General features: G+C 48.3%; 11 protein-coding genes. 10 read left to right on the top strand and 1 reads right to left on the bottom strand.

Translation table 11 applies throughout. From position 1 onward, the window contains the following. Positions 1-126: 126 nt before the first annotated feature. Both feoB and BLCOC_RS16955 read left to right on the top strand, forming a co-directional pair. Positions 127-2,316: a ferrous iron transport protein B gene (feoB, locus tag BLCOC_RS16960; protein ID WP_115622846.1), complete on the top strand. Its 2,190-nt coding sequence runs from the start codon at positions 127-129 to the stop codon at positions 2,314-2,316. A gap of 34 nt (positions 2,317-2,350) precedes the next feature. After that, positions 2,351-2,503 carry a FeoB-associated Cys-rich membrane protein gene (locus BLCOC_RS16955; protein ID WP_018597456.1) on the top strand — a complete coding sequence of 51 codons (153 nt, stop codon included), beginning with the start codon at positions 2,351-2,353 and terminating at the stop codon, positions 2,501-2,503. Positions 2,504-2,512: 9 nt separating this feature from the next. On the opposite strand, the gene BLCOC_RS16950 is transcribed toward BLCOC_RS16955, so the two are convergent. Further along, the gene (locus BLCOC_RS16950) at positions 2,513-3,763 is read right to left on the bottom strand and encodes a nucleotidyltransferase (protein WP_115625430.1); all 1,251 of its coding nucleotides are present in this window, start codon (positions 3,761-3,763) and stop codon (positions 2,513-2,515) included. 248 nt (positions 3,764-4,011) lie between these two features. Here BLCOC_RS16950 and BLCOC_RS16945 point away from each other — a divergent pair, with 248 nt between their 5' ends. The 8 genes from BLCOC_RS16945 (at position 4,012) to smc (ending at position 12,826) form a co-directional block, all read left to right on the top strand. Then, entirely contained in the window at positions 4,012-5,214 is a 1,203-nt protein-coding gene (locus tag BLCOC_RS16945) for an acetate/propionate family kinase (RefSeq protein ID WP_026255683.1), read from the top strand. Between the two features lie 58 nt (positions 5,215-5,272). Continuing rightward, positions 5,273-5,800: a YceD family protein gene (locus BLCOC_RS16940; protein WP_029468658.1), complete on the top strand. Its 528-nt coding sequence runs from the start codon at positions 5,273-5,275 to the stop codon at positions 5,798-5,800. 2 nt (positions 5,801-5,802) lie between these two features. Then, complete coding sequence (gene rpmF, locus BLCOC_RS16935) at positions 5,803-5,988, top strand: 50S ribosomal protein L32 (RefSeq protein ID WP_018597460.1); 186 nt, start codon at positions 5,803-5,805, stop codon at positions 5,986-5,988. A gap of 196 nt (positions 5,989-6,184) precedes the next feature. After that, complete coding sequence (locus tag BLCOC_RS16930) at positions 6,185-6,988, top strand: hypothetical protein (protein ID WP_226826847.1); 804 nt, start codon at positions 6,185-6,187, stop codon at positions 6,986-6,988. A 137-nt stretch (positions 6,989-7,125) separates the two neighbouring features. Continuing rightward, a complete protein-coding gene (plsX, locus tag BLCOC_RS16925; protein ID WP_115622845.1) occupies positions 7,126-8,136 on the top strand; it encodes a phosphate acyltransferase PlsX in 1,011 nt (336 codons plus the stop codon). 77 nt (positions 8,137-8,213) lie between these two features. Beyond that, a complete protein-coding gene (gene acpP / locus BLCOC_RS16920; protein ID WP_018597463.1) occupies positions 8,214-8,444 on the top strand; it encodes an acyl carrier protein in 231 nt (76 codons plus the stop codon). Positions 8,445-8,564: 120 nt separating this feature from the next. Then, positions 8,565-9,275, top strand: a complete 711-nt coding sequence (gene rnc / locus BLCOC_RS16915; RefSeq protein ID WP_115622844.1) for a ribonuclease III — start codon at positions 8,565-8,567, stop codon at positions 9,273-9,275. Further along, complete coding sequence (gene smc, locus BLCOC_RS16910; RefSeq protein WP_115622843.1) at positions 9,266-12,826, top strand: chromosome segregation protein SMC; 3,561 nt, start codon at positions 9,266-9,268, stop codon at positions 12,824-12,826. Before rnc ends, smc begins: the two co-directional genes overlap by 10 nt. The last annotated feature ends 5 nt before the right edge of the window (positions 12,827-12,831 follow it).

The following is a 12,831-nucleotide window of genomic DNA, read 5'->3' as shown; positions in this document are numbered from 1 at the left end:
CATATTTTTTGAAAAATAGGTTAGCGAAAGCTAATCCGGAAATACATAAAGGGGTGATAAGCCCGCCTTATGCACAAGGATCCAAAACATTTATGCAGAGGGAGAGAGATAGAGGAGGAAGAGAAGATGTCAGTTAAAATTGCGCTTGCCGGCAACCCGAACTGTGGTAAGACTACGCTGTTCAATGCCCTTACAGGGTCCAACCAGTTCGTGGGAAACTGGCCCGGTGTTACAGTAGAAAAAAAGGAAGGAAAGCTGAAAGGAAACAAGGATGTGATCATCATGGACCTTCCGGGGATTTATTCCCTGTCTCCTTATACACTGGAGGAAGTGGTGGCCAGAAACTATCTGATCGCAGAGCGCCCTGACGCCATACTGAATATTGTAGATGGCACGAACCTGGAGAGGAATCTGTATCTGTCCACCCAGCTTATGGAGCTTGGCATTCCCGTGATCATGGCAGTGAACATGATGGATGTGGTGGAAAAAAACGGAGATATCATAAAGATTGGAGAATTATCCAGACAGCTTGGATGTGAAGTGGTTGAAATCTCCGCTTTGAAGGGAACCGGGATCAAAGAGGCGGCTGACAAAGCGGTGCGTATAGCCGGAAAGAAAAGTGCAGGCGCGCCGGTCCACAGATTCCAGAAACGTGTGGAGGAAGCGCTGGATGAGATCGAATCTTTGCTGGACAGCAAGATTCCGGAAGGTCAGAGACGCTTTTACGCAGTAAAGCTGTTTGAGAGAGATAATAAAATCGGTGAGACCACAACAGGACTGCCGGATGTGGAGGCGATCATCGCTGCTGTGGAAAAAGATTTGGATGATGACTCCGAAAGTATAATCACCAATGAGAGATATACATATATAGGAACAGTTATAAAAAAAGCATACACGAAAAAAAGCAGAGGGAAGATGACCACCTCAGATAAGATTGACGGGATCGTCACAAACCGTTTCCTTGGCCTTCCTATCTTCTTTGCTGTGATGGCACTGGTATATTATGTGTCTGTCAGTACCGTAGGCGGATGGGCCACAGACTGGGTGAATGATGGCGTGTTTGCAGACGGATGGAATTTCCTGGGTATCTCTTCCCTGCACGTCCCTGCCATACCTGAACTGCTGAACAACGGATTGGAAGCTGTCAACTGCGCAGCATGGCTTCAGAGCCTGATCGTGGACGGCATCGTTGCCGGCGTTGGCGCTGTACTTGGATTTGTGCCGCAGATGCTGGTACTGTTTCTCTTTTTAGCCTTCCTGGAGGGATGCGGATACATGGCCCGTGTTGCCTTTATTATGGACCGTATCTTCCGTAAATTCGGCCTTTCGGGAAAATCCTTCATACCGATGCTGATCGGGACAGGATGCGGTGTTCCGGGGATCATGGCCTCAAGGACCATAGAGAACGACAGAGACCGCAAGATGACCATTATGACCACCACATTCATTCCGTGCAGCGCAAAACTGCCGATCATCGCCCTTATTGCAGGTGCCCTGTTCGGCGGCGCATGGTGGGTGGCACCCAGTGCCTACATTGTGGGTGTTCTGGCTATCATCTGCTCCGGTATCATTTTAAAAAAGACCAGGAAATTCTCCGGGGACCCGGCACCTTTCGTTATGGAACTGCCGGCATACCATATGCCTACCGTGGGAAATGTTCTGCGCAGCATGTGGGAGAGAGGCTGGTCCTTTATCAAAAAAGCCGGTACGGTGATCCTTCTTTCCACTATATTTATCTGGTTTACTCAAGGATTTGGATTCGAGAACGGCTCCTTCGGCATGGTGGATGATATGGATCATTCCCTGCTGGCAGCCATCGGAAAAGGCATTTCCTGGCTGTTCATCCCTCTTGGATGGGGAGACTGGAAAGCGGCTGTGGCAGCAGTTTCCGGACTGGTTGCAAAAGAAAATGTGGTCGGTACCTTTGGTATCCTTTACGGATTCTCAGAAGTGGCAGAAAACGGTGCGGAAATCTGGGGAACTCTTGCGGGCAGCTTTACAGCAGCAGCAGCTTACTCCTTCCTGGTGTTCAACCTTTTGTGCGCGCCCTGCTTTGCGGCAATGGGAGCGATCAAACGTGAAATGAACAATGCAGGCTGGTTCTGGTTTGCTATTGGATACCAGACACTGCTGGCTTACTGCTCAGCTCTTGTGATCTACCAGATGGGACATCTGCTGGAAGGCGGAGCGTTTGGAATAGGAACGGTAGCGGCAGTCATTATCATAGCAGTATTTCTGTATTTGCTGTTCAGACCCTATAAAGAAAAAAATACTTTGGATATAAAAATGAAAACAGGAAAAGCCGCGAAGGCGTAAATGCCTTCCGGCCTGTCCGGAAAGGTGATATCGTATGAATGCTGGAACTATGATCGTGCTTCTGATCCTGCTCTGTGTTGTGGGCCTGGTGGTAAGGAAAATGGTAAAGGACAAAAAGGCAGGCAGGACATGCGGAAGCTGCGGCGGAAACTGCAGCTGCTGTCATGGAACAGAAAAACAAAAGTAAATACACACGCTATAGGATAACGGGAGGTTTTTGTATGTCATTTACAAAAACTGTCCCGTTTTTTTGTGTGCGTACAGTCTCGTACAGGTTGGAAGCAAACAAGTCCTGTTCAAATTTTCTCTGAGCCGAATCAGACAGAAGCTTCCGGTGATCCGCTGCTTTGGTGATAAGGGGAATCCTTGTGTTTGCCTTGATCTCACGAAGGAGGCCGCTGCCTGCTCTGCTGAAACCTAAAATCCGGGCGTAAGGGACTGGGGAAAGCGGAGACATATCCTCCTTTATGTTGAGAAGTACATGCAGAAGCGCGCGGCTGATCCGTGTATAGGTCAGCTCCCTAGTCTTTAACAGTGATAAAAACTGGGAGAAGCTTCGGAAGTCATTCAGACGGGCATGGATACGCCTGGCTAATTCCGGAGATAGATCCGCGTATGTGCCAAGTTCCTCTGGTGATTGCAGCATCAGTCTGTAACGGAGCAGCAGGGAAAAATCATCCTCCCAGACCGGAGATTCGCAGGAAAGCCTGCGGGCTGCCAGCAAAGCGGCTGACTCCGGCATGGTTTTTGTGAGGATTTCTTCGTAATTGACCAGTGATCTTCCATTTTCAATAGAATTTTCCCTTAAATGCTTGCGGATCGCAGTGGCGCTTGAAAGAGAACCGGACAGGTGGCCGTCATGGTATCCGGCACCGGCACGTTTCAGGGCAGTTGGCTGTATGTGGCTGTTTGACCGCAAAAGAGCCTTTATATATTCCAAACCGAGGATATTGTTGGGGGGATCTAAAAGCTCCGTGAAACATTCCGGATGATGCAGTGCGGCAAAGGCACTTTTCCGGGCAGCGGGAAAGGAATATCCTTTTTTTAAGAGAGAACGAAGCTGCTGCTGATAAGCTGTATCCTCCTCTAAAAGGACTTTTGCACACGCAGTCAATGCCCTGACATCCCCGGATTCACTTCCGAAGCAGAGGGCGTTTACACAGCCAAGCTGATCCAGCACAGAGACTGCGCCGGAGGCAAAATACTCCGCGCTTGCACATGCGATGGAAACAGGAAGTTCCAATACCAGATCCGCGCCTTCCAAAAGAGCCATACGGGTGCGGAGATACTTATCAAACAGTGCAGGGGCACCTCTCTGTACGAAATCACCGCTCATGACGACGATAAGGTGATCCGCGCAGGTCAGTTCTCTGGCCTTCTCAAGATGGTATGCGTGTCCCTTATGAAAAGGATTGTATTCGGCAATGATTCCGGTGATTCTGCTCATATGATCTGTATTCCCTTCTGCGTTCTCTTTTAATCTTATGATTAAATATAACAAATTTTCTGTCTGCGGACAACTGTTCCGTATCCTCACATTACCATTTTATATTATTTATATCCATGTTCCCAAAAGAATACAAAATTTCCCCGTAAATTTAAACGGTGCCCTTGTACCATTTTTTGAAAAGATGTATAATGATACCAAACGCGGCTGTTTCAGCCGTGAAGATGTATGATAACGGAGGAAAAAACATGAACGTATTAGTAGTAAACTGCGGAAGTTCATCCCTGAAATTCCAGTTGATCAATTCTGACACAGAAGAAGTAGCCGCAAAAGGATTATGCGAGCGTATCGGTATTGACGGAAGACTGGTATATCAGCCTGCAGGCGGTGAGAAAGAGACAACAGAAGCAGCAATGCCCACACATACAGAGGCCATCAAAATGGTTCTGGACGCATTGGTAAATCCGAACACAGGTGTATTAAAGAGCCTGGACGAAGTAGAAGCCATCGGTCACCGTGTGCTGCACGGCGGTGCCAAAATCTCTGACTCCTGTGTGATCGATGACGAGGTTATCTCTGTTATTGAAGAGTGCTGCGATCTGGGACCTCTGCACAACCCTGCAAACTTAATGGGTATCCGTGCGTGTATGGAACTGATGCCCGGCAAGCCCAACGTAGCTGTATTTGACACAGCATTCCATCAGACCATGCCGGAGAAAGCATACATGTATGCGATCCCTTACAAATATTATGAGAAATACAAGGTCCGCAAATACGGTTTCCACGGAACTTCCCATCGTTTCGTATCCAAAGAGACTATTAAATTCCTGGGACTTGACCCGGACAACTCCAAAGTGATCGTAGCTCATCTGGGCAACGGTTCCTCCATCAGTGCGGTTGTGAACGGTAAATGTGTGGATACCAGCATGGGCTTGACTCCTCTGGAAGGCCTTGTAATGGGAACACGTTCCGGTGATCTGGACCCGGCTGTCCTGGAGTTTATCTGCGGAAAAGAGAACATCGATGTAAAAGAGATGGTACGCATCCTGAACAAAGAATCCGGTCTGTTAGGACTGTCAAAAGGCCTGTCCAGCGATTTCCGTGACTTGAACGAAGCGAGAGAGCAGGGCAATCCGGATGCCAAGAGAGCTGTTGACTGCCTGTGCTACCGCATTGTAAAATACATCGGTTCCTATGCGGCAGCTATGAACGGCGTGGATGCCATCGCTTTTACAGGCGGTATCGGTGAGAATGCCATTCCGGTCCGTGAGACAGTGGTTAAGAGCCTTTCCTATCTGGGTATCACTCTGGACGAGGAAGCAAACCAGAAGCGCGGAGAGAACGTGATCATCTCCACAGCAGATTCCAAAGTGAAAGTTGCCGTAGTTCCCACCAACGAAGAGCTTGCAATCTGTCAGGAAACAGCAGAATTAGTCAAGAATCAGAAATAATAGTTGACAAATAGAAAATCCCTATGTATAATTTACTAGGTGTGATTAGGAGACTATTATGCTAATTGATTTATCAGAAATTTTATCCCTGGAAGGAAAGACACAGGTCATAGAAGCGCCTGTTTCCATGGATTCCTTTCAATCGAAACTGGGCAGCTTTCCTGTGAAGGATAAAGAGCCTGTGATTCTTACTATTACGAATACTGGCAAAAAGGTTCTGCGTCTGGAAGCAAGAGGCAGTGTTACTCTGTCCATTCCCTGCGACCGCTGTTTAAAAGAGGTCCCGGTGGATTTTCCATTTACACTGGAAAGAGATATGGATATGAAGGTTTCGGAGGAAGACAGGATAAAAGACTTAGATGAAATGAATTATGTCACAGGTTGTAGCCTGGATGTTGAGCAGTTAGTGCATAATGAGATTTTAATCCGTTGGCCTTTACGGGTCCTGTGTAAAGAGGACTGCAAGGGAATCTGCAGCCATTGCGGCAAAGATTTAAATGACGGCCCCTGTTCCTGTGAGCAGGAAAGCCTCGATCCGAGAATGGCAGCAATCCGTGATATATTTAGCAAATTTAAGGAGGTGTAACTATGTCCATCTGTCCAAAAAATAAAACTTCTAAAGCAAGAAGAGATAAAAGAAGAGCAAACTGGAAAATGAGCGCTCCGAACTTAGTAAAATGCAGCAAATGTGGAGCTTTAATGATGCCACACAGAGTATGCAAAGCTTGCGGAAGTTACAACAAAAAAGAAATCATCAAAATGGGTGAAGAATAATCAGAACTATTCGGCTGACCGAATAGCTGCGGATCCTTCATGCATGAGAAAGGCCTTCTGGACAACCAGGAGGCCTTTTTGTAATATTTTTGTAATAAAATCATAAAAAACCTTGCGATTTATGTGAAAACAAGTTAATATATAACTGACATTACGCAGAATAGTTATTGCTTTTCTATTAAAAGGAGGAAGACGAATGAATAAATGGTTGAAGAAAGGGATTCTGCTTCTTGCAGTCGGATGCCTTACTTTTGCCGTGACGGGCTGCAGCGGGGAAAAGGTGATGGACAAGGTGCTGGAGAAGACAGACCCCAAGCCGGATAATACAGAGAAAAATAGTGATAAGGAAGAGGAGAATAAGACTCAGGAACCGGAAGTTGAAGTTGCAAAACCGGAATTTACCGCGAATCTGAGTGGCTCCGTTACGTATAAGACAGGAGACAAAGCTGAGGCTCTGAAGGTGGAGGCAAAGACATCAGATAAAGGTGTCATCACATACCAGTGGTATCAGAGCCAGACCAACACTAACGGAGGTGGAACTCCGGTGGAAGGTGAGACAAAGAATACATTCACACCGCCCACAGGTGAGGCAAAGACTATGTATTATTACGTGGTGGCAACCAGCACCATCGGTTCTTCCACCAATGGAATAACCAGCGATACGGCAGAGGTTATCGTATCCGACGATGCGGAAAGCAAAGATGCCGAGAAGAAGAAGGCAGAGGATAAGAAGAAAGAGAAGAAGGAGGAGAAAAAGACCTCCGGAACCTGGACAGAATCAGATAAAGGCTGGTGGTATGATTACGGAGACGGCACATTCCCAAAGAGCCAGTGGCTGGAGATCGACGGCAAATGGTATGCCTTTGATGATCATGGCTATATGAGAAAAGGCTGGTATCAGGAAGGCAGCACCTGGTATTATCTGAAGGATGACGGTTCCATGGCAGTAGATACCGACGTGGAAGGCTATCATCTGGGCAGTGACGGGAAGATGCAGTAAATACGCAGATCTGCGAAATAGTTAAAAATCGTGAACAGTAATGGCGGCTGCTGTAAAAGATACTTCTTTTACAGCAGCCCTCTTGCGGTTTTATGGGATGTCTGGTAAAATTATTTGCAGAATACAGGAGGCATAATATGGAGAATATGACAATTGTGGCAGTGGATGCCATGGGAGGCGACAATGCACCGGCGGAGATTGTCAAAGGTGCAGTGGACGCAGTGAAAGAAAAAGCAAACCTGAAGGTACTTCTGGTAGGCCAGGAAGAGGCCGTAAAAAAAGAACTGGAGGCCTGCGGCAATCCGGGGGAGAGGATTGAGATCGTCCCTGCGTCCCAGGTGATCGAGACAGGAGAACCGCCGGTAGCCGCGATCCGGGGCAAAAAGGATTCCTCCATTGTAGTGGGAATGAAGCTGGTAAAGAAAGGGGAAGCAGACGCTTTCGTATCCGCAGGAAGCTCCGGAGCCATCCTGGTGGGAGGGACAACCATTGTGGGCAGGATCAAAGGTGTAGAGAGAGCACCTCTGGCTCCGCTGATCCCCACAAGAGACGGTGTGTCTCTCTTGATAGACTGCGGTGCCAACGTGGATGCCCGCTCTTCTCATCTGGTACAGTTTGCCCGCATGGGTTCCATTTACATGGAACATGTTATGGGTGTCAAAAAGCCCCGGGTGGGAATCGTGAACATAGGCGTTGAGGAAGAAAAGGGAAACGCCCTGGTAAAAGAGACCTATCCGCTGCTGAAAGAATGTGAGGACATTAATTTTATCGGAAGTATTGAGGCCAGAGAGATCCCAAACGGCGCGGCGGATGTCATTGTTACGGAGGCCTTTGTGGGCAACGTGATCCTGAAGCTATACGAGGGTGTGGGAGCCACTTTGATCTCAAAGGTAAAGCAGGGTATGATGACGACTCTGCGCAGCAAAATAGGTGCCCTTCTTGTAAAAACGGCACTCAAATCCACATTAAAAAGCTTTGATGCCAGCGAGTACGGCGGAGCGCCGCTTTTAGGACTCAAGGGGCTTGTGGTGAAATGCCACGGAAGTTCAAAGTCCATGGAGGTAAAAAACTCCATCATACAGTGTATCTCGTTCAAGGAACAAAATATCAGTGAGCGGATCGGAAAGAATATCATTTCATCAATATAAAGGGTGGCCGCATTCCGTGAAAGTACCGGAAGCAGACGGAAACAGATAAAAAGAAAGAAACATAAGGAGGAAAAGAGATGGAACTGGAAAAATTACAGAAGATTATTGCAGAGGTTTTAAATGTGGACACACAGGAGGTTACCATGGAGACCACATTTGTAGAAGACCTGGGAGCCGATTCTCTGGATATTTTTCAAATCGTCATGGGTATTGAGGAGGAGTTTGATATTGAGATCCCCACTGAGCAGGTGGAGAAGATCGTATCTGTGGGCGATGCGGTGGAAGAGATTAAAAACCTGATTGGTTAATGACATATCGGATGCCCTAAATCCGGCTGCCAGATTCAATCTGAATCTTCCAGGGGTTTGGCGGCATCCTCTTTTGCTTATAATATTAGAAGTGCGGGACAGATCCCGGAAAGGAAAGCTATGAAAAACTTGAAAAAACTCATTGAACTGGAGGCAAAAACAGGATATAAATTCCAGAATTTTGATCTGCTCATAAATGCCATGACCCACAGCTCTTATGCAAACGAGCACAGGATCTCCTATGTGGGCAATAATGAACGACTGGAGTTTTTAGGGGATGCAGTGCTGGAACTGACATCCAGTGAATTTTTGTTTGAAAAATATTCCCAGATGCCTGAGGGTGAGCTGACAAAGAAGCGCGCCAGCATTGTCTGTGAGCCTACACTGGCCCTCTGCGCCAGAGAATTGTCACTTGGGGAATATCTACTTCTGGGTAAAGGCGAGGAGGCCACAGGAGGCCGCAGGAGAGATTCCATTGTGTCTGACGCCATGGAAGCGCTGATCGGTGCTGTTTACCTGGATGGCGGTTTTGCTAATGCAAAAGAGTTCGTTCAGAAATTTATCCTGAATGATATTGAGAATAAACAGCTCTTTTATGATAGCAAGACTACACTTCAGGAGATCGTACAGGGCAGGTATGAGGAGGATGTGCGTTATGTGCTTCTCAAGGAAGAGGGGCCTGACCACAACAAATCCTTTTACATGCAGGCACTTCTGGGAGAAAAGGTGCTGGGAGAAGGCTGCGGCCACACAAAGAAGGCGGCTGAACAGCAGGCAGCTTACTGCGCCATTAAAAAACTGAAAAATGACAAAGGTGATTTATGTATCTAAAGAGCATTGAAGTGCAGGGATTTAAATCCTTTGCCAATAAGATAACATTTGAATTTCATAACGGCATCACCGGCATTGTAGGGCCAAACGGCAGCGGTAAGAGCAACGTAGGCGACGCGGTCCGCTGGGTACTGGGTGAGCAGAGCGCGAAACAGCTCCGAGGAGGCAATATGCAGGATGTTATCTTCTCCGGTACGGAGACGAGAAAACCTCTGGGATTTGCCTATGTTGCCATTACCCTTGACAACAGCGACCACCAGCTCCCTATTGACTATGAGGAAGTCACCATAGCCAGAAGGCTGTACCGTTCCGGGGAGAGTGAATACCTTATGAATGGTACCTCCTGCCGGTTAAAGGATGTCAATGAGCTGTTCTATGACACCGGTATTGGAAAAGAGGGGTATTCCATCATCGGACAGGGCCAGATCGACAAGATCCTAAGCGGCAAGCCGGAGGAGAGAAGAGAGCTTTTCGACGAGGCAGCCGGGATCGTGAAGTTCAAGCGGAGAAAAGCCTCTGCCCTGAAAAAGCTGGAGGAGGAACAGCAGAACCTGACCCGTGTCAGCGACATTTTATCGGAGCTTACAAGACAGTTAGCGCCGCTGGAACGCCAGTCTGAGACTGCAAGGGTGTATCTGAAGAAAAGAGAGGAATTAAAAAGTCTGGATACCCAGATGTTCCTCTCCGAGATGGAGCGGATCAAAGGGCAGCTTCGTGAGGTGGACGGCAAGTATACAATTGCCCAAAATGACCTGGTGGAGACCACAAAAAGCTTTGAAACCACCAAGACAGAGTATGAACAGTTGGAAAAAGAGCTGGAAGACCTGGAGGAGAAGATACAGCAGTTTCGGGAGGAGTCAACCCAAAAAGCTCTTCTCAAGCAGCAGTTGGAAGGTCAGATCAATGTCCTGAACGAGCAGATCCTCTCAGCCAGACAAAGCGGTGAGCAGTACCGGGAACGGGTAAAGCACCTGGAAGGGGAAATCGCCAGACGCCGGGAGGATGCGGAGAAATATACCAGGGAAAAAAAGGAACTGGATGCGGGTCTTGCCCAAGCGGAGGCAGCACAGGAAACGGCAAAAAAAGAATTCCGGGATCTGGCCATAGAAATACATAAGTTGGAGGAAAAAATTGAGGAGGACAAGAATGAGATCATAGAAATCCTCAATATGCGTGCCTCTACCAAAGGAAAGATGCAGCGTTATGACGCCATGATGGAGCAGATTTCCCTTAGAAAGACAGAGTTAAACCAAAAGCTCCTGCGCCTGAAGAGCGAGGCAAGCCAGCAAAAGGATGCCAAAGAGCGCTATGAGACGGAACAGCAGGAGATAGAGGAGAACATAGAAAAGCTCACCAGACAGAGTAATAACAGTGAGGATGAGATCAAACGCTGCCAGGCACAGATCTCCAAGGCCGGCAGGGAGCTGGACATTGGACAGACAGCCTATCACAGAGAGGCATCCCGTCTGGAATCCCTGCAGAACATCACAGAGCGCTACGACGGTTACGGCAACAGTATCCGCCGTGTTATGGAGCAGAAGAAACATGTTCCGGGCATCCGGGGTGTTGTGGCGGATCTGATCAAAGTCCAGAAGAATTATGAGACAGCCATTGAGACGGCTCTGGGAGGCAGTATTCAGAACATAGTTACAGACAATGAGGGAACCGCCAAGGAACTGATCACCTTCCTGAAACGCAATAAGTACGGCCGCGCCACCTTCCTGCCTCTTACCAGTATGAAAAATAAAAAGCCCTTTGCCAATGCCGCGGCTTTAAAAGAGCCTGGGGTCATTGGGGTGGCAAGTGAACTGGTGACTGTGGACAAGGAATATGAGGGACTGACCAATTATCTGCTGGGCAGAACTCTGGTGGTGGATCACATTGACCACGGGATCGCCATTGCCAGAAAGTACCAGTATACCATTCGGATGGTGACTATAGAGGGTGAGTCCCTGAACCCGGGCGGATCCCTGACCGGTGGTGCGTTCAAGAATAACAGCAATCTTCTGGGGCGCCGAAGAGAGATCGATGAGCTGCAGAACAGCGTGGAGATGCTGAAAAAAGATTTAGAGGAAAAGCAGGCAGAGCTGGATGGTTACCGGGAAAAGAGAAATTATTTCCGGGACGAGGTGGCACGCCTGGGAGAGCTTCTGCAGGAACAGTATCTGCGTGACAACACCGTGCGCATGAATCTGCAGTCCATGTCTGCCAAAAAGCAGGAGATTGCAGACAGCTATGAAAGCCTGAAAAGGGAGAATGCGGAGCTGGAGAAGCAGGTGGCGGAGATCTCAGAGAACAGTGATTCCATCCGTCTGGAGCTGGAGACGAGCGCTGCCCAGGAAAAGGCTCTGGAGGATGCCATCACCGGGAATCAGGAAATCCTGGATGAGAAGAAAAAGCTGGAGTCAGAGCGCTCCAAAAGTCTGGAACAGGCACATCTTGAGACTGCAAACCTCACGTCAAAGCGGGGATTTTTGGAGGAAAACCTGTCAAGGCTGAAAGAGGAGACGGATGATCTACAGTCCCAGATGGAATCTCTGCAGGGCAGCCTGGAAAACGGCAGGGCTGATATGGAGAAAAAGGTCAGGGACATTGAAGAGATACGGCAGACCATTGCAGAGGCAGAGAAGGAGGCCATGGAGGACGAGGCAAAAATGCAGGAATACCTCCAGCGCAGAGATGAGATGAACCGTTCCCACAAATCTTTCTTTGACAAGCGCGACGAGCTGTCGGCCAGAATGAATCTTCTGGACAAAGAGTGTTACCGCCTGACAAGCCAAAAGGAAAAACTGGAGGAAAACCAGGAGAATCAGGTCAACTATATGTGGGAAGAATACGAGATGACCTATGGCCAGGCACTTGGCCAGGCTCCGGGGGAACTTCTGGAACGCTCAGAGATCAAAAAGGCTCTGGGAGTTGTGAGAGATGAGATCAAAAAGTTGGGCAATGTGAATGTGAATGCCATTGAGGAGTACAAGGAGCTGTCTGAGCGCCACACCTTCCTGAGCACCCAGCACGGGGATCTGGTGCAGGCGGAGCAGACACTTCTGGGGATCATAGATGAACTGGATACGGGAATGCGGAACCAGTTCGAGGAGAAATTTTCACAGATACGTGTTGAGTTTGACAAGGCGTTCAAAGAGCTGTTCGGCGGAGGAAAGGGTACGCTGGAGCTGGATGAGGATGCGGATATTCTGGAGGCAGGCATCCGCATCATATCCCAGCCTCCGGGGAAGAAGCTGCAGAACATGATGCAGCTCTCCGGCGGTGAGAAAGCGCTGACGGCCATTGCCCTGCTGTTCGCCATCCAGAATCTGAAGCCGTCCCCCTTCTGTCTGCTGGATGAGATCGAGGCGGCCCTGGACGATTCCAATGTTACCCGTTACGCAAAATATCTCCACAAGTTGACAAAAAATACACAATTTATTATTATTACACATAGAAGAGGTACCATGACGGCTGCTGACCGTCTGTACGGTATCACTATGCAGGAAAAAGGTGTGTCCACACTTGTTTCCGTCAATCTGATAGAAAATGATTTGGACAAATAGGAGGG

It is taken from the genome of Blautia coccoides (assembly GCF_034355335.1).
GTDB lineage: Bacteria > Bacillota > Clostridia > Lachnospirales > Lachnospiraceae > Blautia > Blautia producta.
This window is presented reverse-complemented; position numbering and strand designations above follow the sequence as displayed.